This is a genomic window from Arthrobacter sp. ISL-5 (assembly GCF_018613835.1).
Taxonomy (GTDB): domain Bacteria; phylum Actinomycetota; class Actinomycetes; order Actinomycetales; family Micrococcaceae; genus Arthrobacter.
On sequence record NZ_JAGGPM010000017.1, the window covers coordinates 25839 to 50326 of the forward strand.

General features: G+C 67.6%; 21 protein-coding genes. 10 read left to right on the forward strand and 11 right to left on the reverse strand.

Annotation, left to right across the window (positions count from 1 at the left end):
- Positions 1-21: 21 nt before the first annotated feature.
- Entirely contained in the window at positions 22-939 is a 918-nt protein-coding gene (locus tag J7I89_RS08975) for a LysR family transcriptional regulator (protein ID WP_214969233.1), read from the reverse strand.
- Between the two features lie 227 nt (positions 940-1166).
- Here J7I89_RS08975 and J7I89_RS08980 point away from each other — a divergent pair, with 227 nt between their 5' ends.
- Positions 1167-1916, forward strand: coding sequence for a 3-hydroxybutyrate dehydrogenase (locus J7I89_RS08980; protein ID WP_214969235.1), 750 nt, complete (start codon positions 1167-1169; stop codon positions 1914-1916).
- Positions 1917-1937: 21 nt separating this feature from the next.
- Here the strand turns inward: J7I89_RS08980 and J7I89_RS08985 are convergent, their stop codons facing one another.
- The 5 genes from J7I89_RS08985 to J7I89_RS09005 form a co-directional block, all read right to left on the reverse strand.
- Positions 1938-2573, reverse strand: coding sequence for a LysE family translocator (locus tag J7I89_RS08985; protein ID WP_214969238.1), 636 nt, complete (start codon positions 2571-2573; stop codon positions 1938-1940).
- A gap of 54 nt (positions 2574-2627) precedes the next feature.
- Positions 2628-2879, reverse strand: a complete 252-nt coding sequence (locus J7I89_RS08990; protein ID WP_214969239.1) for a helix-turn-helix domain-containing protein — start codon at positions 2877-2879, stop codon at positions 2628-2630.
- Positions 2880-2936: 57 nt separating this feature from the next.
- Complete coding sequence (locus tag J7I89_RS08995; RefSeq protein ID WP_214969241.1) at positions 2937-3092, reverse strand: hypothetical protein; 156 nt, start codon at positions 3090-3092, stop codon at positions 2937-2939.
- A gap of 403 nt (positions 3093-3495) precedes the next feature.
- Complete coding sequence (locus tag J7I89_RS09000) at positions 3496-4971, reverse strand: amino acid permease (RefSeq protein ID WP_214969243.1); 1476 nt, start codon at positions 4969-4971, stop codon at positions 3496-3498.
- Between the two features lie 196 nt (positions 4972-5167).
- Positions 5168-6085: an SDR family oxidoreductase gene (locus J7I89_RS09005; RefSeq protein WP_214969245.1), complete on the reverse strand. Its 918-nt coding sequence runs from the start codon at positions 6083-6085 to the stop codon at positions 5168-5170.
- A gap of 174 nt (positions 6086-6259) precedes the next feature.
- Between J7I89_RS09005 and J7I89_RS09010 the strand changes: the two genes are divergently transcribed.
- The 4 genes from J7I89_RS09010 (at position 6260) to J7I89_RS09025 (ending at position 11098) form a co-directional block, all read left to right on the forward strand.
- Entirely contained in the window at positions 6260-7093 is an 834-nt protein-coding gene (locus tag J7I89_RS09010) for an IclR family transcriptional regulator (RefSeq protein ID WP_214969247.1), read from the forward strand.
- Between the two features lie 222 nt (positions 7094-7315).
- Positions 7316-9013 carry a urocanate hydratase gene (locus tag J7I89_RS09015; RefSeq protein ID WP_214969249.1) on the forward strand — a complete coding sequence of 566 codons (1698 nt, stop codon included), beginning with the start codon at positions 7316-7318 and terminating at the stop codon, positions 9011-9013.
- 93 nt (positions 9014-9106) lie between these two features.
- Complete coding sequence (hutH, locus tag J7I89_RS09020; RefSeq protein ID WP_214969250.1) at positions 9107-10699, forward strand: histidine ammonia-lyase; 1593 nt, start codon at positions 9107-9109, stop codon at positions 10697-10699.
- Positions 10700-10861: 162 nt separating this feature from the next.
- On the forward strand, positions 10862-11098 hold the full coding sequence (locus tag J7I89_RS09025) for a hypothetical protein (protein WP_214969252.1): 237 nt from the start codon (positions 10862-10864) through the stop codon (positions 11096-11098).
- Positions 11099-11193: 95 nt separating this feature from the next.
- On the opposite strand, the gene J7I89_RS09030 is transcribed toward J7I89_RS09025, so the two are convergent.
- Positions 11194-11454 (reverse strand): hypothetical protein, encoded by a 261-nt coding sequence (locus J7I89_RS09030; protein ID WP_251045100.1) that lies wholly within the window; start codon positions 11452-11454, stop codon positions 11194-11196.
- A 198-nt stretch (positions 11455-11652) separates the two neighbouring features.
- On the opposite strand from J7I89_RS09030, the gene J7I89_RS09035 reads away from it, so the two are divergent.
- A complete protein-coding gene (locus J7I89_RS09035; RefSeq protein ID WP_214969253.1) occupies positions 11653-12957 on the forward strand; it encodes a sodium:proton antiporter in 1305 nt (434 codons plus the stop codon).
- Positions 12958-13099: 142 nt separating this feature from the next.
- The gene (locus J7I89_RS09040; RefSeq protein ID WP_214969255.1) at positions 13100-15331 is read left to right on the forward strand and encodes a transglycosylase domain-containing protein; all 2232 of its coding nucleotides are present in this window, start codon (positions 13100-13102) and stop codon (positions 15329-15331) included.
- Here the strand turns inward: J7I89_RS09040 and hutG are convergent.
- Entirely contained in the window at positions 15328-16401 is a 1074-nt protein-coding gene (gene hutG, locus J7I89_RS09045; RefSeq protein ID WP_214969257.1) for a formimidoylglutamase, read from the reverse strand. The genes J7I89_RS09040 and hutG overlap by 4 nt on opposite strands.
- Positions 16402-16490: 89 nt before the next feature.
- Positions 16491-17933 carry an NCS2 family permease gene (locus J7I89_RS09050; protein ID WP_214969258.1) on the reverse strand — a complete coding sequence of 481 codons (1443 nt, stop codon included), beginning with the start codon at positions 17931-17933 and terminating at the stop codon, positions 16491-16493.
- 106 nt (positions 17934-18039) lie between these two features.
- Here J7I89_RS09050 and J7I89_RS09055 point away from each other — a divergent pair, with 106 nt between their 5' ends.
- The gene (locus tag J7I89_RS09055) at positions 18040-18702 is read left to right on the forward strand and encodes a copper resistance CopC family protein (protein WP_214969260.1); all 663 of its coding nucleotides are present in this window, start codon (positions 18040-18042) and stop codon (positions 18700-18702) included.
- Positions 18703-18794: 92 nt separating this feature from the next.
- Here the strand turns inward: J7I89_RS09055 and J7I89_RS09060 are convergent, their stop codons facing one another.
- Positions 18795-19424: an FAD-binding protein gene (locus J7I89_RS09060; protein ID WP_214969585.1), complete on the reverse strand. Its 630-nt coding sequence runs from the start codon at positions 19422-19424 to the stop codon at positions 18795-18797.
- 414 nt (positions 19425-19838) lie between these two features.
- On the opposite strand from J7I89_RS09060, the gene J7I89_RS09065 reads away from it, so the two are divergent.
- Positions 19839-20876 (forward strand): universal stress protein, encoded by a 1038-nt coding sequence (locus J7I89_RS09065; RefSeq protein WP_214969262.1) that lies wholly within the window; start codon positions 19839-19841, stop codon positions 20874-20876.
- 3 nt (positions 20877-20879) lie between these two features.
- Positions 20880-23639, forward strand: coding sequence for a PEP/pyruvate-binding domain-containing protein (locus J7I89_RS09070; RefSeq protein WP_214969264.1), 2760 nt, complete (start codon positions 20880-20882; stop codon positions 23637-23639).
- Positions 23640-23689: 50 nt separating this feature from the next.
- Here the strand turns inward: J7I89_RS09070 and J7I89_RS09075 are convergent, their stop codons facing one another.
- Positions 23690-24358, reverse strand: a complete 669-nt coding sequence (locus J7I89_RS09075; protein WP_214969266.1) for a DedA family protein — start codon at positions 24356-24358, stop codon at positions 23690-23692.
- Positions 24359-24488 lie beyond the last annotated feature (130 nt).

Genomic DNA, 24488 nt, shown 5'->3' on the forward strand with positions numbered 1-24488 from the left:
TTTGAGGCCTCAGAAGGGCAGTTACAGAGCAACGGATGAATTGCCGCCATGCCCCAGCAGCCACTCCCGGTGGGCCGCGGTCTGTTCCCGCACGGCCTGGACGACGGCCGCGACCGCCGGCCGGCGCATCGAGTCCGGGCGCAGCACCATCCAGTAGGGCAGCCGTTCGGCGATGTCCCCGGGCAGCAGGCGCACCAGGTCGTCGTGCCTGTCGGCCATGAAGCACGGCAGGAACCCGATGCCGGCGCCGGCCCGCGTTGCTTCCACATGCACAAACACATTGGTGGAGCTCACTCCGTCCCGCATCGCCGGCACCAGGCGCCGCGGAGCGTCGAGGTCGTCCACCTGCAGCATGGAGTCCACGAAGTACACCAGCGGATGCGTGCTCAGGGATTCCACCGAGTCCGGCGTGCCGTTTTCCTCCAGATACGCCCGGGACGCGTACATGCCGAGGACATATTCGCCCAGCCGGAACGCTTCGGCCCGGTGCACCTGCGGCTCGCCCACCACCACTTCGATGTCCAGGCCGGAGCGCTGCTGCAGCGCCCGCCTAGTGACGGTGACGATCTCCACGCTGAGCCCCGGATGGTTCCGCCGCAGCCGCGCCACCGCCGGCGCCGCAATGTACGCGCTGAAGCCGTCGGTGGCGGTCATGCGAACGACGCCGGTAATCGGGTCCGGCGCGCGGCCTGACGGTCCCAGCGCGCGCACCGCAGTTTCGACCTGCTCCGCGACCAGCGCGGCCTGCGCGCCGAGCTCGGTCAGCTCCCAGCCGCCGGCCGCCCGGGAGAGGACGCGCCCGCCCAGGGCCTTCTCCAGGGCGGCAATCCTGCGCGAGACCGTGGTGTGGTTCAGTCCCAACACCTGCGCCGCCGTCGTGAATTTTGCCGAGCGCGAGACAGCGAGCAGAACCAGAAGATCATCCGGGTTGGCATCCATATCTGCAATTTTGCACGAAACAAGTGCCGGATTAGTTATTGAACCGCGTTCTTTCTGCAGCAATACTCAGGTGGATCGGAAGTGCTGGAACGCAGCACATGTCAGCGTGGACACTTTGAGGAGCCAACCATGAACGCGGAACCATCCTTGCAGGCCCGGCAGCGCCCGGCGGCAGACCCGGCGGCGGCTCCGGCCCGGCGCCACACAACTTGATAGGCGGTCCTGGCGTGGAGAAGACACTGAACGGCCGCAAGGCAGTGGTGACCGGCGGTGCCAGCGGGATCGGTGCGGCGTGCGTGCGGGAGCTCGCGGCCCGGGGAGCCAAGGTGGTGGTGGCGGACGTGGATGAAACCGGGGCCGCGGCCCTCGCCGACGAGGTGGGCGGCACGGCATGGGCGGTGGACCTCCTGGACGTCGACGCCTTGGCGGCGCTGAGCCTGGACTGCGACATCCTGGTCAACAACGCCGGAATCCAGCGGGTCAGCCCCATCGAGGACTTCGAACCGGAAGCCTTCCGGAGGATTATCTCGCTCATGCTCGAGGCACCGTTCCTGCTGATCCGGGCGGCGCTGCCGCACATGTACGCCAACGGGTTCGGCCGCATCATCAACGTCTCGTCCGTGCACGGCATCCGAGCCTCCCCGTTCAAGAGCGCCTACGTTTCCGCCAAGCACGGTCTCGAAGGGCTGAGCAAGGTCACGGCGCTGGAGGGCGGCGAGCACGGCGTCACGTCGAACTGCATCAACCCCGGATACGTGCGGACCCCTCTCGTGGAAAAGCAGATCGTGGACCAGGCGCGCTTGCATGGCATCCCCGAGTCGGAGGTCCTGGCCAAGGTCATGCTGACAGAGTCCGCGGTCAAGCGGCTGGTCGAGCCCGAGGAAGTCGCCTCGCTGGTGGCGTGGCTGGCCTCCAACGACGCCGGCATGGTGACCGGAGCGAGCTACACCATGGACGGCGGCTGGTCGGCTCGCTAGCCCCGGCCCGCCCCGCCCAACCTAGTTCTTGGTGCCTGTTAAGGCGAGGGTGCCGCCCAGGGCTATCATCATGGCTCCGCCGGTCGTGCTGACCGCCGAGATTCGGCGGGGCGAGCGGGCAAACCACTGCCTCGCCGTGCCCGCCGCAAGGGCCCAGACACTGTCCGAGACCAGGGCGATCACCAGGAACGTGGCCCCCAGTACGGCCAGTTGGAGCGGAATGGCCCCTGCGCCGTGATCCACGAACTGGGGGAGCACGGCCACGAAAAACACCACGGACTTCGGGTTGGTTGCTCCCACAACGAACCCTTCCCGGAGAATGCGCAGGGTGGAAGCGGAACGTGACACGTCCCGCGCCGCCGAATGCCCCTTGCGTTGCCGGACTGCCTGGACGCCCAAGTAGATGAGGTAGGCCGCTCCGGCGAACTTCACGACGGTAAACAGCAGCACCGACTGTGCCAGCACCACCCCGAGGCCCAGCGCCACTGCCGCGATCTGCAAGAGTTCGCCCACGGCATTGCCCGCAACGCTGAGCAGGCCGCCCCGCCGCCCCAAGGCAAGGGACCGCCCGATGACAAACAGGACACTCGGGCCGGGGACGGCTATCAGCAACGCGGAGACCAGGGCAAAGGCCACCAGATTGGTCAAAGGCACCATGCCTGATGGTAACGCCGGAGGCCTCGGCCAGCCACCCGCCGTGCCTCCCTGGTCTCAGCCCTGGCCGGGACCCGGATCGGAGTCTGAATCGGGACCCGGATGAGCCTCCTGACCGGTGGCCGGACTGCCGGCCTGCCGCATGTACTCCTCGACTGCCGATTCCGGGACCCGGTAGGACTTGCCGAAGCGGTCTGCCGCCAGCGTGCCGGCCCTGACCATGCGGTAAACGGTTATTCGCGAGAGGCGCATAGCCGCTGCGACTTCAGCGATGGTGAGGTATGCCGTGTGTAGATTGGCGATGGACATGGATCCGGGCTCCTCCGGGGTAATGGGGCGAAGTGGACGGTCGCCGCAAAGCCCGGCCTAGTCCGGCCGCCTCAACTGCCGGTAGTCGTAGAAGTATGTCCGGCCGTTGGACCGGAGCCCGATCCAATGGCCGTGCTTGACCACCACGGTGCCCTCGTGCCTGCCGCTGAAGGGATCGTCGCCCACGAGGACGTCGCCTAATTTGTACGGCACCGCACCCGTGCGTGCACGGTGCAGAGTCTGGTTTAGGAGACCGGACAGTCGGCCGTTCCGACTTCTGTCAGCCGGTGCTCCGGCAGGGATTCTCAACATCAGGGATCACTCCTTCACAGCGTTACCAATCGTCGGTTCACTGGCGGCGCGGATCCGAACATCTGACGGCGGAGAAGCGTTCCCCGCATCCGGCTGGCACCGTGGCGTTAACTGTAGAAAGCAATCACATCCGTCACACGAGTAACATCTACCCCATTTATCACATTGGTCACTCCCGTAACAGACCTTTAATTACTCAATTTCGGCCACCGGGGAATACTTGGGCGCCAGTCTTCCCTCGTGCGGGTGCCGGCGGCCGGCTGCCTTAAGCCGGCTGCCTTAGACCGGCACCCGGCGGCCCCGGTCAGCCCCGGACCACCGGCAGAGGTGAGGTTTCGTCCTCAAGGTGGGCGCGCCGTCGTCCGTTCCCCTTGACCCACAGCCGGTAGGCGAGGACCAGCAGGCCCAGCCAGACCGCGCCCACGTAGAGCGCAATGCGCGTGTCCTCGAAAACGCCGAGGACGGCGATCACCAAAGCCATGAATCCGATGGTCAGGACGGAGGCAGCCGGCCACCAGGGGGACGGGAATTCCGACACCGGCAGGCCGTTGCGGGCGATCTCGCGCTTCATTGCCACATGGGAGGACAGGATCATGACCCATACCCAGACTGTGGCGAACGTGGCTATGGAGGCGATCAGCAGGAAGACGTCCTCGGGGATGACCGCATTCAGGACGACGCCCACGAGGAGGATGCCCGCCATCATCACCACGGTCATCCAGGGCACGCCATGCCTTGAAACCCGGCCGAAGCTCTGCGGAGCGTGTCCCTGCTGGGCCAGGCCAAACAGGATGCGGCCGGCGCCGAAAATGTCACTGTTGATCGCCGAGAGGGCGGCGGTGATCACCACGGCGTTGAGGATGTGAGGTGCGGCCGGGATGCCGAGGCCGCTGAAGATCTGTACGAACGGGCTGCCGTTGCTGCCGATCTCGTTCCACGGGAACAGGCTCATGAGCACGCCGAGGGTCAGTACGTAGAACAGCAGCACGCGGACCGGCACGGTGTTGACTGCCTGCGGGATGACTTTCTTGGGGTCGGCGGCCTCGCCGGCGGTTATGCCGATGGTCTCGATCCCGCCGAATGCGAACATCACCACGGCGAACGCGGCCAGGAGGCCTTCGAAGCCGTTGGGGAACAGCCCGCCATGCTCCACGAGGTTGCCCAGTCCCGGGGCGACGGTGGACCCGCCGGCCTGGAAGCCGAAAGCGAGGATGGCCGCGCCGCCGGCGATCATCGCGATGATGGCCGTGACCTTGACCAGGGTGAACCAGAACTCAAGTTCGCCGAACACCTTCACGCTCAGCAGGTTCAGGGCCGCGAGAAGGAAGATGATGGCCAGGACCCAGATCCAGCGCTCCACGGCGGGGAACCAGAAGCCCATGTAGATGCTGAAGGCAGTGACATCGGCAATGGCCACAATCGCCATCTCGAAGACATACGTCCAGCCGGTCACGAAGCCCGCCAGCGGGCCAAGGTACCGGCTGGCGTACTGCCCGAACGAGCCTGACACCGGGTGCCTCACGGCCATCTCGCCCAGTGCCCGCATCACCATGAACACCGCGGCGCCGCCGATCATGTAGGCAAGCAGCACTGCGGGCCCGGCCTTCTGGATCGCTGACGCCGAACCGTAGAACAGCCCGGTGCCGATAGCCGAGCCCAGCGCCATGAAGCGGATGTGCCGGACGTTGAGTCCGCGGTGGAGGACGGTTTCCACCGCGGTGCTTGCCGTCCGGATCGCGGCTGCGGGTGCCGTCTTTATGGCGTCTGGTGCTTGCTGCATACGAATACCTTCTCGTCTTTGGGAGGGGGATCGTTTACCAGCAGACCATTTCCGGGACACACGTGATGAGCCTCACGGGGCCTTGGTGTCTTCAATTTCAGACTGTGCGGCGGTGGACCGTCAGCGGCTTCCGGCTTTCCGGCTTAAGCGAGGCAAGCGGTGTCAGCGGCATCTGGCTTAAGCGAGGCAACCGGTGTCACCGGTAACCGGCGGGATCCGCGGGAAGGCCGGCGTCCTGGACCTCGGCCAGGTATCGCCAGCAGTCGGGCTGCGAGCCGTCAACGTCGGTGAAGCCGTACTCACGGGCCAGTCCGCCGGAGGAGAACGAGCCGCCTTTGCGGAGATGCAGGTCCGGGTCCGCTGCCAGCGCGGCGACCGCGCGGCCGACGAAGCGCGGGCTTTCCGAGATCGCGGCGAAGTGTGGGTTGATTGCTGCACCGTCGCGCCAGTTCGCCTCCGTCACGCCGTAGTGTTCCAGCATCATTTCCGAGCGCATCCAGCCGGGCGTCAGGGCCAGCGCAGTGCATCCGAACGGCTTCAGCTCCTCGGCCTGGCTGAAGGCGAGGCGCAGGACGGCGGACTTTGCCAAGTCGTAAAACGCCGAGAGCCGGTAGTGCGCCGTGTTGTACTCCCGGGTCCCGTCGGTCATCTCCACCACGAGCCCGCCGGGCCGTCGGATGAGCAGTGGGAGGGCGAAATGGCTGGTGACCAGATGCGTGTCCACGGCGCCGTGGAGCATTTTCAGTCCGGCATCGAGGTTGTGCTCCCAGAGCGGCGTATTCCACTCGATGAGGTTCTCGCCGCCCCACACATCGTTGACCAGGATGTCCAGCCGACCTCGCTCGGCGTCAATCCGGCGGATCAGTTCTTCCACTTCGGCGGCATTGAGGTGGTCGACGGCGGCAGCGATGCCGTGCCCGCCGGCGGCGGCAACCATCTCGGCGGTTTCCTCGATGGTTTCGGCGCGGTCGTAGGCGGACCTGCGGTCCCGCGTGGTGCGGCCCGTGCAGTAGACGGTGGCGCCTGCTTCGCCCAGCGCCACCGCGGTGCCCCGCCCGGCCCCGCGCGTGGCACCGGCAACCAGGGCGACTTTCCCAGCCAGCGGTGAGTCCATGCCTAACGCTACCTCCGGAGGCGCCGGCGGCGGACTGTGGCGGATGCGGCAATAGTCTGGTATTCCGGACACATAGGCATCCGCTTCGCCTGCCGACTCATTCGCGAAGGCGCAGGCTTAAGTACGGTATCCCGGACACGACCCCGGCCCGGGACCGGAACGACGGAGGAAAATATGGCAGACACCGTGGTGCCGCAGGGAGCGGTACGGGCACCGAAGGCGGCGGCAAAGGCGACGTCGAAAGTCCCTGCCGCCGAAAACACGCTCCGGATCCTCAAACTGCTGGCTTCGAGGCGCGGGCCGATGGCGGCGTCGAACATCGCCACCTCGCTGGGACTGCCGCGTTCCAGCGTCTACCACCTGCTGGGCGTGATGGAGGCCAACGGTTTTGTCCTGCACCTGCACGAGGAACAGCGCTATGGCCTCGGCATCAGCGCCTTCGAACTCAGCTCGGCCTACTCGCGGCAGGAGCCGCTGTCCCGGCTCGGGCGGCCCGTGCTCGCCTCGCTCGTGGACGCGATCGGCGAAAGCGCGCACCTCGCAGTGCTGCACGGCCGGGACGTGCTGTACATCGTGGAGGAGCGGGCCAAGAACCGGCCGTCGCTCGTGACCGACGTCGGCGTGCGGCTGCCGAGCCACCTCACCGCCAGCGGTCGGGCCATCCTTGCCGCGCTGCCCAAGTCCCAGGTCCGCGCGCTGTATCCGAATGCCGCCGCGTTCAGTGCGCGGCACGAGATGGAGGGGGCCATCATGAAGTACTCGGCGCTGTCCTCGCACCTGGACCAGGTCCGCCAGCGCGGCTACGCCACGGAACACGGTGAGGTGACGCCCGGCTTCGGTTCCATCGCCGCCGCCGTCACGGATCACCTGGGATGGCCGACGGCGGCAGTCGCCGTCACGTTCCTCGAGGACAGGCTGCCGGCGGGCCAGTGGCCGGCGCTCGCCGTGCGCGTGCAGAAGGTCGCCGACGAACTTTCGGTCCGCATCCACGGCCGCCGCTCCGCCTGACCCGCCGTCCCGGCCGCCCTTCCCAACCTTTCCCAACTAGGTCGCAATAGGTGTCGTTTTGAGCCCCCAAAACGACACCTATTGCGACCTAGTTGGGGAAAGGTGCCGCGTCTGTAATCCCGGACAGCACTGGCTTGAACCCCCTGTTTCCGGGGCTGCGGACAGGCTTTAGTTGATACAGAAGCACTTCCCCCGAACTATTGAACACACGAAGGAGCCCTCATGGCACCCGCCGATTTCACCACCGGTGCCCGCCCGGTCAAAGCGGCCCGCGGCACCGAGCTCAGCGCCAAGTCCTGGCAGACGGAGGCCCCGCTGCGGATGCTGATGAACAACCTGGACCCGGAGGTGGCCGAGCGCCCCGATGACCTGGTGGTCTACGGCGGCACCGGCCGGGCCGTCCGGTCCTGGGCCGCGTTCGACGCGATCACCCGCACCCTGGAGACGATGGAGAAGGACGAGACCCTGCTGGTCCAGTCCGGCAAGCCGGTGGGTGTGTTCCGGACCAACGAGTGGGCCCCGCGGGTGCTGCTGGCGAACTCGAACCTGGTGGGGGACTGGGCGAACTGGCCCGAGTTCCGCCGGCTCGAGGCCGAGGGCCTGATGATGTACGGCCAGATGACGGCCGGGTCCTGGATCTACATCGGCACCCAGGGCATCCTGCAGGGCACCTTCGAGACGTTCGCCGCGATCGCCCGGAAGCTCACCGGGGACGAGAACGGCACCCTCGCCGGGACCCTGACGCTCACCGGCGGCTGCGGCGGCATGGGCGGGGCGCAGCCGCTGGCCGTGACGCTGAACGACGGCGCGTGCCTGATTGTCGACGTCGACGAGACCCGGCTGCGCCGCCGCGCCGGCAAGCGCTACCTCGACGAGGTCGAGACCGACCTTGACGCCGCGATCGCCAAGGTCCTGGCGGCCAAGGAGGAGCGCCGCGGCTGGTCCGTCGGCTACGTCGGCAACGCCGCCGAGGTCTTCCCGGAGATCCTGCGCCGCCACAACGCCGGGGAGCTGACCGTGGACATCGTCACGGACCAGACCTCCGCGCACGACCCGCTGTCCTACCTGCCCGAGGGCATCACCGTTACGGAGTGGCAGGCCGAGGCCGCCGCCGACCCGGAAGGGTTCACCAAGAAGGCCCAGGCCTCGATGGCCAAGCACGTCCAGGCCATGGTGGAGTTCCAGGACGCCGGGGCCGAGGTGTTCGACTACGGCAACTCCATCCGCGACGAGGCCCGCAAGGGCGGCTACACCCGTGCCTTCGAATTCCCCGGGTTCGTCCCGGCCTACATCCGCCCGCTGTTCTGCGAGGGCCTGGGCCCGTTCCGCTGGGTCGCGCTCTCCGGTGACCCCGAGGACATCGCCGTCACCGATAAGGCGATCAAGGAACTCTTCCCGGAGAACAAGCACCTGCACCGCTGGATCGACGCCGCCGGGGAGCGCGTGGAGTTCGAGGGCCTGCCCGCCCGGATCTGCTGGCTCGGGTACGGCGAACGCGCCAAGGCCGGGCTGCTGTTCAACCAGCTCGTGAAGGAAGGCAAGGTCAAGGCGCCCATCGTAATCGGCCGGGACCACCTGGACTCCGGCTCCGTCGCGTCCCCGTACCGCGAAACCGAGGCAATGCAGGACGGGTCGGACGCGATCGCCGACTGGCCGCTGCTGAACGCCCTGCTCAACACCGCCTCCGGCGCCACCTGGGTCTCGATCCACCACGGCGGCGGCGTCGGCATCGGCCGCTCCATCCACGCCGGCCAGGTCTCCGTCGCCGACGGCACCGACCTCGCCGCGCAGAAACTCGAACGGCTCCTGACCAACGACCCGGGCATGGGCGTCATCCGCCACGCCGACGCCGGCTACGACCGCGCCCTCGAGGTCGCCCAGGAACGCGGCGTCCGCATCCCGATGAACGAAACCCGCTAACCAGGTCCAAGCCCCACGTCGACTGCTCCGTAACTGCCGTTTTGGGCCCCCAAAAGGACACCTACGGAGCAATCGATGAGAAAAGTAGGAATCATGACACTCACAACCCAGGAACCGCTGACCGTTACCCTCGGTTCCAGCGGCGTCACGCCCGAGGACGTCGTCGCCGTCGCACGCCACAACGCGAAGGTGACCATCTCACCGGAAGCCCTGGACACTGTTGCCAAGGTCCGCGCACACATCGACGAGCTCGCCCACAGCGAGGTGCCCGCGTACGGCATCTCCACCGGCTTCGGGGCGCTCGCCAACCGGCACATCCCCAACGAGCTGCGCACGCAGCTGCAGAAGTCGCTCATCCGCAGCCACGCCGCCGGCATGGGCCCGGCAGTCGAGCGCGAGGTGGTCCGCGGCATCATGTTCCTCCGCTCCAAGACCCTCGCCTCCGGCCGCACCGGCGTCCGCCCGGTGGTCCTGCAGACGATGGTGGACGTGCTCAACGCCGGCATCACCCCGGTGGTCCGCGAATTCGGCTCGCTGGGCTGCTCCGGCGACCTCGCGCCGCTCTCGCATTGCGCCCTGGTGCTCATGGGCGAAGGCGAAGCCACCGGACCCGACGGCGTGCTGTACGGCGCCAAGGACTGCCGCACCGTGTCCGAACTCCTCGCCGAGCACGGGATCGAACCCGTCACGCTCGCGGAGAAGGAGGGCCTGGCGCTCGTGAACGGCACCGAGGGCATGCTGGGCATGCTCCTCATGGCCATCGCTGACCTGCGCCAGTTGCTCACGACGGCGGACATCACCGCCGCGCTCAGCGTCGAGGCGCTGCTCGGCACGGACCAGGTGTTCCTGCCCGAGCTCCACGCGGCCCTGCGGCCGCACCCGGGGCAGGCCGCCAGCGCTGACAACATGCTGCGCGTGCTGTCCAACTCCCCGATCGTCGCCTCACACCGGGTGGGCGACTCCCGGGTCCAGGACGCCTACTCGCTGCGCTGCGCACCGCAGGTTGCCGGGGCCGTCCGCGACACCGTGGACCACGCGGACCTCGTGGCCTCCCGCGAACTCGCGGCGGCCATCGACAACCCGGTGGTCCTGCCGGACGGCCGCGTGACCTCCAACGGCAACTTCCATGGTGCCCCCGTGGCGTACGTCCTCGATTTCCTGGCGATTGCCGTGGCGGATCTGAGTTCCATCGCCGAGCGCCGCACCGACCGCATGCTGGATCCGGCGCGTTCGCACGGGCTGCCGGCGTTCCTCGCCGCGGATCCGGGCGTCGATTCGGGGCTCATGATCGCGCAGTACACCCAGGCCGGGCTGGTCTCGGACAACAAGCGGTTGGCGGTGCCGGCGTCCGTGGACTCCATCCCGAGCTCCGCCATGCAGGAGGACCACGTGTCCATGGGCTGGCATGCTGCACGAAAGCTCAGGAAGGCCGTTGAGAACCTCCGCCGCGTCCTGGCAATCGAACTGGTGACGTCCGCCCGCGCCCTCGACATGCGCACGCAGCTCTCCGGCGGTCAGCTGACTCCGGGTCCTGCGGGTGCAGCAGTCGTCGCGGCGCTCCGCGGCGTCGTCGAGGGTCCGGGGGCCGACAGGTTCCTCTCACCGGAACTGGAGGCAGCCGATGTGCTGGTGGCCTCCGGCGAGGTAAGGGCGGCAGCCGAATCCGCCGTCGGAATCCTTGCCTAAAAATGAACAATGTGCGCCGCCGGTAAACTTTTGCCGGCGGCGCCGAAATACTCTGCAACGCTCCACGCACCGACTTGCGGAGTGTAGTAGAACTGAACGTGTAGCAAAAGTCACATCAACGACGCTGTGGCGGAGAACATCCACAAAGGGGTAGAAGTTCACATGAAAGCACGCGGGGCAGTCCTGTCCAGACGTATCGCACACACGGCCACGGTTTCCGACTGGGGATCGTTGCACGCGGGCGAGCGGGTCGAAATCATCAAGCATGCGCATGTTATTGCCGCAGGCGAGGTCGAGGAGGTCTCACGGAGCGGCAACGTTCTGTGGCTCGTCAGCAGCGGGATTTCCGAGACTCAGCTCTTCATGACGTCCGACGGCGTGCAGGTTCGCCGGACGTAGGTCAGGCAAACAAAAGCCCCCGACCCTGGGATCATCCGGCCGTTTACGGCGGCGGATGAAACCAGAGGCGGGGGCTTTTTGCTTGCTAGGCCGTGCTAGGCTGCGATGTCCTCGTGGGTTTCGCCGAAGGGGACCGACTCGTCGAGGGCCACCTTGTAGTGGCCCGGTTCGAGGCGGGTGACCCTGATGCCGCAGGTGCCGTCTTGGGCTGCCGTTTCGATCAGGGTTTCCACCGCATTCTCCAGGCCCTCGTGGACCTGGTCCGCACTGGTGAAGGCCAAGTGGATGGACCGGGAATCCGAGGAGCCTGCCGCGTTTGAAGGAGCGGTTGGGCGCTCCATAATTGCTGTGCTCATGTACTGACTTTCTGTAATTCGTGCCGAGGCCGAAGCTCACTCTACCCGCCTGAGTCAACAAACGTAAGATGACTGGCATTTGATAGGGTCCATGACCAGTTTGTCTAGCGCATAAATAAAGGGGATTCGGGTCCCTGGGGGGCTGATCCTACGGCTAGTGTTGGTCTGATCCGACAAGCCACCAGCGGAGGGGCGGCCGTGTTTGAACCTGCAAGCATCATCTTCGCCGCGGCCGGCATCGCCGTGTTTGTCGCCGCCATCCTGCCTAAACTCCTGCGGAATGCCCCGTTCTCGATGCCCATGGTGTTCCTGGGCGCAGGCATGGCCGCCTTCAGCCTGCTGGGCGACCTGCCGGACCCGGACCCCGTCGCGCATCCGGACTTCACCACGCACCTGACCGAAGTCTGCGTCATCATCTCCCTCATGGGGGCGGGGTTGGCACTGGACCGCCCCGTCGGCCGCCGCCGGTGGGCCACCACCTGGCGGATGCTGGCGATTGCGATGCCGCTGTGCTTGGCCGGCATGGCGCTTCTGGGCATGTGGCTGCTGGGCCTGGGACTCGCCGCGGCGGTCCTTGTCGCCGCCGCCCTGGCGCCCACGGACCCTGTCCTGGCCTCCGAGGTGCAGGTCGGAGAGCCGGCCGATGAGGAGGAAGGGACAGACCAGGAGGATGAAGTCAGGTTCGGGCTGACCTCGGAGGCAGGGCTCAACGACGGCCTGGCCTTTCCCTTCGTGTACCTGGCCATCGCCATGAGTGTGGTGGGCACCTCGCCCTCGGCATGGTTCCCCGAATGGTTCGCCGTGGATGTCCTGTGGCGCATTGGCATGGGCATGCTGCTGGGATTCGGAACGGGTAAGGCCCTTGCCCTGCTCTTCTTCTCCGCCCGGCACGAGAGCATGCGATTGTCCAGCCACTCCGAGGGGTTCGTTGCTCTTGCTGCCACGTTCCTGGCCTACGGCGTCACCGAGATGTTCGAGGGCTACGGCTTCATTGCGGTCTTTGTCTGCGCCGTGACTATCCGGGCGGCCGAGCATACGCACGGCTACCACAAAGTTCTGCACTCCTACGTGGAACAGCTCGAGCGGCTGTTGACGGTGGTCATCCTGGTCCTCCTGGGCGGAGCCATCGCTAGGGGCCTGCTGGCGAGAATCGGCTGGGCAGAAGTAGGGGTCGCGCTGATTTTCCTGATGCTGGTCCGTCCGCTGTCCGGCTGGCTGGCCCTGGCCCGGGGCAAGACGGGGCCACGGGAGCGGATCGCCATTTCCTTCTTCGGCATCCGCGGAATCGGTTCGCTCTACTACCTTTCGTACGCGCTCGGGCAGGGCGGGTTCGGGGACCAGGCGGAGCGGCTTTGGGCGATCGTTGGCCTGGTGGTGGCCATGTCCGTAGTGCTGCACGGTGCCACCACCGCGCCCGTCATGAACAGACTGGACCGGCTGCGCGAACGCCGGGCGGCCGAGGAATTCGGGGACGAAGGAAAAGCGCCGAAGACCCCGATCTGACGCGGCGGGAGTGTTCCATTGCCGTGGGCCACAGAGGCGCCACAGCGGCGCCAGCCGTTCAGGCCACGCCGGCCCGAAGTGTGGAGCGGGCAACGGCCGGCGGGTATTCTGAATTCATTTTCGACGTTGGTGAGCTGACTTCATGGCAGGCAAGAGCTTTGTATTCCGGACGGCGCGTGCCCTGGCAGCGATGCTGGGGTTCGTGATCGTCAGTGGCATCTGCGGGGTTTTGGTGGCCAGCTTCCTGGTTCCCGGGGCTGCGCTCGCGGGTACCACCGTCAGCAATTCGATCTCCTATTTCAAGAGCCTCCCCACCGAGCTTGCCGTGCCGACGCCGGCCCAAACCACCAGGATGGTGACGGCGGACGGGAAGCTGATCGCCACGTTCTACGCGGAAAACAGGGTGCAGGTGCCGCTGAAGCAGATGTCCCCGTTTATCCGGGATGCTGTAGTGGCTATCGAGGACAGCCGCTTCTACGAGCACAGCGGGGTCGATACGCAGGGCGTTCTCCGTGCCCTGACCAGCAACCTGACGCGCGGCGAGAGGCAGGGGGCCTCGACCCTGACCCAGCAGTACGTCACCAACGTGGCCAACGAGGCCCTGATTTCAGCCGGGCGAGAGGAACAGGTGGTGCTAAGCGGGCAGAAAAGCATGGGGGACAAGCTCCGCGAAATGCGGCTGGCGATGGCGTTGGAGAAGAAGTTCACCAAGGACCAGATCCTCGAGGGTTACCTCAACATTGTCTTCTTCCACCGGACGGCCTACGGCATTGAGGCCGCCGCCCAATACTTCTACAGCGTCCCGGCCAGCAAACTGACCCTGCCCCAGGCGGCGCTGCTCGCGGGGCTGGTGAACAGCCCAAGCTTCTACGACCCCGTGGCCAACCCGAAGAACTCCATCGCACGGCGCAACCAGGTCCTGGCGGCAATGCTCAGCCAGGGCAAGATCACCAAGAAGCAGCATGCTGCCGCGGTGGCCACGGGCGTGGGGCTGAAGGTCAGGCCCTCCAAACAGGGTTGCGCGGCGGCCGCGATAGCGCCCTACTTCTGTGACTACGTCACCCACCTGGTCCTCAACAACCCCGCGTACGGCGCGGACACGGCAGCGCGCGAGCAGAAGCTCTACCGCGGCGGATTGACCATCACCACCACGCTGGACAGCCGGCTTCAGGAAAAGGCCCAGGCCCAGGTGAACGCCACCGCCGGGCCGAACCCCGCCAAGTGGGGTGCCTCGCTGGTAACGGTCCAGCCGGGCACGGGCAAAATCCTCGCCATGGCGCAGAATACGGTCTTCCTGCCGCAGCGCGGAAAGTTTGATACCCAGCTGAACTTCAACGTGGACTCCAAGGACCCCAGCGGCAACGACCTCAACGGCGCCGGTGGATTCCAGCCGGGTTCCACCATGAAACCGTTCACGTTCGCCGCATGGCTGCAGCAGGGACGGGCCATGACGGAGGTCGTGGATGCTTCACGGCGCGAGTATCCGCTGGGATTCCGCTGGCGGTCCTCCTGCGGGAAGGTGCTCGGCGCCTACAGCACCAAACAGCAGAAAGCGGGCCGGGAAGCGGCCGAGGACCTGCAGAATGCCTCCGAGGGCTACTACCGGAAGATGCCGGCCGACTACGGGCTCTACAACTCCATCAACACGGCCACGTTTGCCGAAGCGGCGCAGCTGGACTTCTGCGGGATCCAGAACATGGTCGATGCCGTGGGCCTGCACAGCGGACTGGACGGCGCTCCGGTCAACATGCACCAGCTGGGTAACCTGCTGGGCGGCACCGGCGTGTCCCCGATGTCCTTGGCCAATGCCTTTGCAACGTTCGCCGCCGACGGCCGGTACTGCGCGCCGTTCGCACTCCTTCGCGTGGCGGACGCCGCCGGACGGCAACTACCGGGCCAGGCTGCGGAATGCCGGAGCGCTGTACGCCGGGACGTCGCCCGCGGCGTGAATAAGGCGTTGCAGGACATGCTCACGAAAGGCTCGGGGATCTACATCAACCCCAAGGTCCAGAGCCGCGTGCCGGTGGCGGCCAAGACAGGCACCAACAACACCAACGGCGCCAGCTGGGTGGTGGGCTACACCACCGGCCTGGCCACGGCCTCCTTCTTCGGGGACGCGCTGGAGGGCCAGCAGCGGCCCGGCCGGAACCTCACCATCAACGGCAAGTTCTACAGCCGCGTCGACGGCTACATGATCGCCGGCCCGCAATGGGCAAATTACATGGTCCAAGTGGCGCGGCTGTATCCGGCCGCCGCGTTCCCCAAGCCGCCGGCGGCCATCGTCGCAAAGCCGAAGCCCAAACCAGCGCCGATCCCGCGCACGTCCGCCAGCCCGCGCGCCTCCGCCAGCCCCTCCGCCAGCGCCAAGGATTAGTCCGGCAGCGCCGGGTCCTGGCCCGGCAGTGCGGTCCTGCCCAGCAGGGTGTTGACCAGGCGCGCCGCCACCCGGGCCGTGCGGTTGTCAATGTCAAGGGAGGGGTTCAGCTCCGCCACGTCGGCGTGCAGCAGCTTCCCGCTCGCGCACACCTGCCGGCACACGGCGCTGATCACCGGCAGCGGAACGCCGAACGCCGCCGGGGCGCTCACCCCAGGGGCAGCGGACGCCGGCAGCACGTCCAGGTCGATGGTCAGGTACAGGACGTCGATGTCGGCCAGGAAGCCCGCCACGAACGCGTGCACGGCGTCCGGCGTGCAGTCCTCGTCCAGGAGGTATTTCACGCCCAGCCGGTCGGCCGTGCCGAAGAGCGTGCGGGTGTTGTTCGGTTCGGAAATCCCGACGACGGCGTACTTCAGTTCGCGCCCCGCGGCGGCTTCCGCCCGGGCCATCTGGAGGAACGGCGTGCCGGAGCTGGGCGCGGCCTCGTCGCGGAGATCGAAGTGGGCGTCCAGGTTCAGCACCCCCAGCCGCTGTCCTTCTCTGACGGCCTGGGATCCGGCCACGCCCAGGTAGCTCGCGAAGGCAGACTCGTGGCCGCCGCCAAGCAGCACGGTGAGGTTGCCGGCGTCGAGCAGTGCTGTGACCGCCACGCCGGCCCTGGCCTGGCCGGCTTCGAGTTCGCCGTCCCGGACGGTCACGTCACCGGCGTCGAGGACGGGCCTGTCCAGATGGAAGCCCAGCGGGCCCAGCGCGGTGCGGATGGCGGCGGGCGCTTTTGCGGCGCCCGTACGCCCCTTGTTGCGGCGGACGCCTTCGTCGCTGCAGAAGCCCAGCAGTACGGCCGGCCGGCCGGCCCTGCCCGGAGCAGTGGCGCTGACCGGAGTAGTTACATTGGCCGGTGGGGTGACTCTGACAGGCGGGTCCGCGCGGAGCGGACTGCGCTGGCGCCGGGCGGCCGCGTACGGAGCCACCGCCTGCCACCAGCGCCGGTGTTCTTCGCCGTCGCCGTCGAATCGGCCCGTCCAGGGCGGCGGCGGGGCATCGACGGAGAGAGCGGGAAAATCCATGCTTCAAGCTCACCGCACAGGGCCGGAGAAAGCCAGCAGCGCCGGCGTCGTACTGTCTGAAATCCCGGAACCGGCGTTAAGGGCGAAGGCTAGTGCATTCCGAGGGCCTGCTCGATGGGCCCGATGCTGAAGAACAGGACGAAGGCCGCGGCCACGGCCCACATGAGCGGGTGGACCTCCCGCGCGCGGCCCTGGAAGGTCCGGATGATGACGTAGGAGATGAAGCCTGCGCCAAGGCCGTTGGCAATCGAGTAGGTGAACGGCATCAGCGTGAATGTGAGGAAGGCGGGGAGGGCGATTCCCCAGTCCTTCCAGTCGATCTTGCCCACCTGGGCCACCATCATGAAGCCGACCACCACCAGGGCGGGGGCCACGGCTTCGAACGGCACCAGGTTGATGAGCGGGGTGAAGAACATGGCCACCAGGAACAGCAGGCCGGTCACAATCGAGGCAAGGCCGGTCCGCGCGCCTTCACCGATGCCGGCGCCGGATTCGACGTAGATCTGGTTGGAGGACACGGACGCGCCGCCGCCCACGATGGCGCCGAGGGCGTCGACCTGCAGCACCCGGTCAACGTTGGGGATGTTGCCCTCTTTGTCCACGGTTCCGGCCTCGTTGGCCAGGCCAACCATGGTGCCCATGGCGTCGAAGAAGATGCTCAGCAGGATCACGAATGCCAGCAGGGTAGCGGCCACGAAGCCCAGGTGCTCGAAGGCGCCGATCGGGTTGGCCTTGCCGATCAGGGAGAGGTCCGGGGCGGCCCACTCGGTGAACGTGGGGGCAACGAGGGACCAGCCCTGCGGGTTGAAGTTCTCGCCGTCGAAGCTCGGGCCGATGCGCAGCGTGAATTCGAGCATCACGGACAGGACGGTGGACGCGACGATGCCGATCAGAATGGCGCCCTTGACGTTGCGGACCAGCAGGCCGATGGTCAGGATGAGTCCGAAGACGAACACCAGCGTCGGCCACCCCAACAGCTGGCCGTCAACACCCAGGCCCACCGGCACCGTGGTGCCTGCCGCGTCCGGGATGCGGCGCACGAAGCCGGCATTGACCAGCCCGATCAGGGCGATGAACAGGCCGATGCCCACGACGATCGCCGTCTTGAGTCCGTCCGGGACCGCCTTGAACACGGCGGTTCGGAAGCCGGTGAGGACCAAGATCAGCATGGTGGTCCCGGACAGAACCACGAGCCCCATCATGTCCGGCCATGTCAGGCCGGGGTTGGTGGCCACCGTGACGGCCACGAAAGCGTTGACGCCCAGACCGGTGGCCATCGCGAACGGGTGTTTGGCCCACGCTCCCATGAGGATGGTCAGGATGCCCGCGACGAACGCGGTGGTGGCGGCGACGGCGGGAAAGCCAAGAGTGGCGCCGGAGGAGTCCGCTACCGACAGGATCAGGGGGTTCAGCACCACGATGTAGCTCATGGCGAAGAACGTGGCAAAACCGCCGCGGATCTCGCGGGAGAAGTTTGACCCCCGTTCGGAAATCTTGAAGTACCGGTCCAGTGCAGAGCCCTGCTTAAGCATTAGTCCTCCGGGGTTGGGGTTGGTTGAATCCTATTAGGCGGCAGGGGGCCTTCCCGGCATTTTCGCCTAGTCTGTAAGGAAGCCAACACAAGGGAGAAGTCCGTCCATGCGTTCCACCCGCCAGCTGCTGAGCGCCATCCTGGGCGCGCTCGTCTTCGCCGCCCTGCTCCTCACCGCCGGTCCGGCCGCAGCGCACGATGCCGCCGAGTCCAGCAGCCCGGCCGACGGCGCCACGGTGGCCACGCCGCCGGAGAAGGTGTCCATCACCTTCAACAAGAATCCGCTGGGGCTCGGCTCGCAGGTCAAGGTCACCGACTCCGCCGGAACTGACTGGGCGGACGGCAAGGTGGAGATCGTCGACAACGTGGCCTCGCAGAAACTGCGGGAGGGTGCCCCGGCGGGTAAATACGCGGTGGCTTGGCGCGTGGTCAGTTCGGATTCGCACCCCATTGAGGGGACGTTCACGTTCACGGCATCGTCCGGGGCCGCGGGATCGACGCCGGCAGTCCCGGTTCCTACGGTCGGCACGCCCCAGCCCGGCATCACCCCGGCCCCGGAAAAGGTGCCTGACGCTTCGGAGCCGTTCCCGTGGAGCGTCGTGGTGTTCGCCGCGGTGGCGCTCGGGCTGCTCGTGACCCTTGGTGTGCTGGCCCGCCGGAGGCTCGGCACCGGCAATGACCGGGAGGAGCCGGACGCCGGGGAGGCGGCCGGTGCTGAGGATGACGACGCCGGCGCCCGCCCCGGAGGGTCCGGCGGCCAGGGGGTCTAAGCCGAAGCGTCTAGTCCCCGCCGCCAGGCGGGTCTTGCTGCTTGACGGGACCTTGGTGCCAGGGGGCCTTGGCCGCTAGGCGGGTCTTGCTGCTAGGCGGGGGCCTGGAGGGTCGCGAAGCTTCCCGTCAATACTGACGGGACGCTGTCCGGGTACACCTTGGCCGAGATGGCCTGGCCCACTACCTTCGCCTGCCGTAGGACTTCCCTGGGCGTCGGCGTGATCAGCTCGCCCACCCCCACGAGGTACATGCCGATGGCCCGCATGGCCGCCACAAGATTCTGGCCCACGGAGATGCCGAGGTCAGTGAGCATGCGGCGCAGCTGGCTGTGGGCGCAGCGGGTCAGCACGATGTGGTCGGCCAGCAGCACGCCGTCAGGGGTGTGGACGGCCCAGCGGTGGAGCGGAGCGTCAGCCGTCCCCGCGCCCATCCTGTCCAGCTGAACGGCGGCGGTGCCGTTTCGGATGTCCAAGTGGTGGCTCGAGGCATAATTACGCAACTGGCGCAGGATTTCATTGCGCTCCTGAAGGGAGGATCCCCCCGCTGCGTCGCACCGCTGCAGCGGCGCTGTCTGGGACGCCTGCCCGCCGGGCGCTTCAAGCCCGCTGACGGTGATCGAATCCACGCCCCGCCGGCGGAGTTCCGTGGCGATGGCCAGACCGGGAAGGCCGGCGCCGATGACCACGGTGGTGGTCCGTTCAGCCCCGCTGAGACCAGGCATGCTTGACACTACAGCTTCCTCCTCGAAAATTTCGAAGCACAGGGCGTCTGCGCCCTGCACGGTCCGCTGCCCCAGCAAGCAGACACAAAATATTGTCCGGATGTGTTCTGAAACACAATTCTCGGATCAATAGTGCCTCGAAGACTACAGAATTTTTCGGTCCCTGGATAGCCCGCCGGAAACATTGAAACAGTGACCCGCGCCGGGGCCTCATGGAGCCGTTGAGCCCGCGCACGCGGCCGCCTGAAACGGCCTCCCGGCCCGCTTGCTAACATGTCGCCGACCGAGAATAGTTGGACATGAAAGCAGGCCTGACGCAACCGGGAGACGGGAGGCCTGCCGGTGACGGCGAAAGTCCCTGCTTCTGGCAGAATAGCCGCATCATCAGGGCAGTATCGCGAGGAGGCGGACCGAATGGACGCACACGAGTTGCATCCGGACCCGGCACGGAATGGCGACGGAAGGGCCGCCAGGCCCGAAGGGATCGTAGTCGGCGTCGACGGTTCAGACCATGGGCAGTGCGCCTTGGTGTGGGCAGCCCGCGAAGCCGAGCGCCGCCGTCATCCCCTCCATGTCGTCACCGCCTACTCGGTGCCCATCTTCGCAGCGTCCGGCCTCGACGGCGGTTATGCCACCGTGGACGATTCTGTGATCCGCGAGGGCGCCGAGGCCATCCTGCAGCACGCGGTGGACAAGGTGGCCGGCTACAACATCCACGTCACCGCCTCGGTTGAAAACGGGGACGCCTCCGGCGTGCTGTTGGAAATCTCGGAATCCGCGGAACTCCTGGTCGTCGGGACCCGCGGCCGGGGCGGGTTCGTCGGGCGGCTTCTGGGTTCCGTCAGCAGCGCCCTGCCCGCCCACGCCAAGTGCCCCACCGTTACGGTTCCCCTGATTTGCGCCAACCGGCTGGGCGAAACCACGCAGGACAAACATGTCCGGGCGGAGCAGGCCAAGGCAGGGTACGGTCCCGTGGAAAACGTGGTCGTGGTGGGCGTGGATGGCTCTGAACAGGCCCGCGTCGCCGTTCTCGAGGCCGCGGCCCAGGCCGAGCGGCTGGCAGCACCGCTTCGGGTGATCTGCGCCGTGCCGCAGTACAGCGGATCCCTGGCGTGGGTTCCGGCGCCGCTGGACAGGGAGGCCCTGTTTGCGGACATCCAGGTCCAGCTGAAGGCCGGTGTCGCGTGGCTGCAGAGCCACTTCCCCCGGCTGACCATCGAAACCCGGCTCGTGGACGGTTCGCCCGTGGATGTGCTCGTCGAGGCCAGCCGCCATGTGGAGCTGATTGTCGTTGGCACGCGCGGGCGCGGCGGTTTCACCGGCATGCTCCTGGGCTCCACCTCCGACGGCGTCCTGCACCACGCCAAGAGTCCCGTGATGGTGGTGCCGGACAGCGAGGACCCGAGGCTCGCCGACCGTGCCAGCTTCGGGCCCATGCTCGGCGCCTCATAGGCCATGAGCGGGCGGGTGCTCGGCCTCCGTGACCTCAACGCACGCATGTTGCCGCAGGTGGGCGGGAAGGCCGCGAACCTGGGCGAGCTGTTCTCAGCGGGATTGCCGGTGCCCGACGGCTTCTGCCTCACCACCGAGGCCTATGCCGAAGCCATGGCGCCCCTGGGGCTTGGCGACGTGCACCGGGACCTGCAGGCCACCCCGGCGGACCACCTGGACGCCCTCGCCGAGCTGGCCGCCCGGGCCCGCAGCCTGATCACCGCGGCCGAACTGCCGCCGGGCATCGCGAGCGAATTGCTGTCCGCCTATCAGGCGCTGGACCCGGGGCCGGGGCCGGGACCGGACTCGGGGCCGGGACCGGGCGTTCCGGTCGCGGTCAGGTCGTCGGCCACGGCCGAGGATCTCCCCTTCGCCAGTTTTGCCGGCCAGCAGGACACCTACCTGAACGTCGTGGGCGCGGAAGCGCTGCTGGCGGCAGTCCGGGACTGCTGGGCTTCCCTGTGGACGGACCGCGCCGTCGCCTACCGCGCCAGCCGCAACATTGACCCGTCCACGGTGGCGCTCGCCGTCGTCGTCCAGCGCATGGTGGATGCCGCGGCAGCGGGGGTGATGTTCACGGCCAACCCGGTGACCGGTCGGCGCCGGGAATCCGTGATCGATGCCAGCCCGGGCCTGGGGGAGGCCGTGGTGTCCGGTGCCGTGAACCCTGACCACTTTGTGGTGGACACCGCGTCCGGAAGGATCCTGGAGCGTCGGGTCGGAGACAAGCGACTGGTCATCCGCCCGCTGCCCGGGGGAGGCACGGAAAGCGCCGACCAGCCGGCCGCGGGGGACAAGCCCTGCCTGACGGACACGCAAGTCAGGGAACTCGCCGCGCTGGGGGCAAAGGCCGAGCACCACTACGGGGCGCCGCAGGACACAGAGTGGGCGATCGACGCCGCCGGCAAGGCATGGCTGACCCAGTCCAGGCCCATCACCACGCTCTACCCGCTGGCGGATAAGGTGCTGCGTGGCGAGGTCTCGGAGTACGACACCCGCATCTACCTGTGCTTCAGCCTGGCCCAGGGGCTGACCCGGCCCATCACCCCGATGGGCCTCGCCGCCTTCCGCCGCATCGCGGCCTCGGTGGCAACGGCGGCCGGCTTCGACGTGCCCGATGCGCGGAGCGGCCCCCGTCCCTTTGTCGAAGCGGGCCAGCGCATCTTCTTCGACCTGACCACCGTGGCCCGGAGCACGGTGGGCCGCCGGATCGTCCCCAAGGTATTCGACATCATGGAGGCGCGCTCGGCGGCGGTCCTGCGCCGGGTGTTTGACGATCCGCGGTTCTCGATCACCCGCCGCACGCCCTGGGGCCTGATCAAACACGTGGGACCTGTGGCCGCGCGCGCCCGGGTGCCGGAATCCCTCTTCCGGGCGCTGGTCCGGCCGGAAGCCGCGCTGCGGCGCGTGGACCGGTTCACCAAGGATTTCAATAAGTCGCTCGAACTGCCCGACGGCGTTTCGCCACGGCAGCGGCTGGAGCACGCGGAGCAGGTACTCACCAGGCTGTTCCCCAATGTCCCGGCCATCATTCCGCTACCGGCGCTCGGCTTTGCGATGCTGGCGCTCGCCGGAAGGCTGCTCAAGGGAGGACGGCGGCAGGGGCAGGCAGGGCGCGACGCGTGGGCTGAGCTCCAGCCGATTCTGCGCGGACTGCCCAACAACGTCACCACGGAGATGGATCTGGAGCTGTGGCGGCTTGCCACGGCCATCCGTGCCGACGCCGAATCCTCGCGGCTGCTCACCGGGCAGCCGCCCGCGCTGCTGGCCCAGCGGTTCAGTGCCGGCGAACTCCCGGCCGTGGCGCAGTCCGGCCTGGCCGCATTCCTGGAGCGGTTCGGGCACCGGGCCGTTGCGGAAATCGACGTCGGGATGCCGCGGTGGCGGGACGACCCCACCCACATCCTGGGTGTCTTGGCCAACTACCTGCGGCTGGATGACCCCGCGCTCGCCCCCGACCGGCAGTTCAGCCGGGCGGAAGACGAAGCGGAGGCGCAGGTGGCCCGGCTGGTGGCCGAGGCCCGCTCCAGGGGCCGGCTCCGCGGCATCATCGTCCGGGGCGCGCTCCGGAGGGCCCGGCTTTTCGCCGGGCTCCGCGAACTTCCGAAATACCAGATCGTCGTGGCCCTGGCGGAGGTCCGCCGGCAGCTGGCCGAGGTGGGCAAGGCACTGGCCGCGGAAGGGCGGATCGCCCGAGCCGACGACGTGTTCTTCCTGGACTTCGGCGAGGCGGGGGAGGCGCTGGACGGCGCCGATATGCAGGAACTCGTGGCGCGGCGGCAAGGCGCCTACTACCTGGAGCTGGAGCGGCGCCGCATCCCGAGGATCCTGCTGTCCGACGGAACGGAGCCGGAAACCCTGGCCACTGCCCGCGGGGCTGCCGCGGACGGTGCCCTGGCGGGGAGCCCGGCGTCGGCGGGAACGGTCACGGCCCCGGCCCGGGTGATCCTGGACCCGGTGGGTGCGCACCTGGAACCGGGCGAGATCCTGGTGGCCCCGTCCACCGATCCGGGCTGGACCCCGCTGTTCCTCACGGCCGGCGGCCTCGTCATGGAAATGGGCGGCCCCAACTCGCACGGAGCGGTGGTGGCCCGGGAGTACGGGATCCCCGCGGTGGTGGGCGTCGCCGATGCTACGTCGGTCCTGCGGACGGGCCAGGAAGTAACGGTCGACGGCGGCGCGGGCACCGTGGTGCCGGCCGGCGGCAGAGTGGGCGGGGCCTGAAGGCCGGCAGGGGCCCGGCCGGAATCCGGTCGGCCGCGGGAGGCTGAGGACTAGGGCACTTGCTTCGGTTCGTCCGCCGTCTTCCTTCGCCGGACGTACCGGACCACGAGCCAAACGACGAAGACCGCCAGCGAAGCGTAGACCGCGTAGTTGAGGAAGCGGGAGTACTGCTCCACCATCGAGTACTGCCGCCCCAGCAGGACCCCCAGCCCGATCAGGGCCCCGTTCCAGATCCCGCTTCCGGCGATGGTGAAGATGCTGAACGTGCCCAGGTGCATCCTCTCAGCCCCCGCCGGCAGGGAGATGAGGCTACGCACACCGGGTAGCAGCCGGCCGAAGAAGATCGCGGACCTGCCGTGCCTCCGGAACCAGCGTTCCGCGGTTTCGAAGTCCTCCCGGTCCACGAGCGGCAGCTTGGATAACCACCGGATGGAGCGTTCCAGCCCCACCTTGGCCCCGAGGAAGTACAGCGCCAGGGCACCCACATATGCCCCGAGCGTGCTGGTCACGAAGACGAGCGGCAGGCTCAGGGATCCCTGCCGGGTCAGGAACCCCGCAAGGGGGAGAATGACCTCGCTGGGGATCGGCGGGAACACCGTCTCCGCGAGCGTGAACAGCCCGACGCCCCATTCCCCGAGGGAATCGATGGACCGGGCGGCGTAGCCCACAATGCCGGTCAGCTCATCGGCGGGCGTGGACATGGCACCAATGCTGCTCATTTGCTCAGGCTCCTGAAGCTGGATGACGGCGTCCCACCCAGTCTTGCCTAGCGCGTGGTCCGGCGAAAGCGGCAGCACGAATTGGGGGCTGCCACCCGCTGGGCCGAGGCGTACCCTGAGGATATGAGCT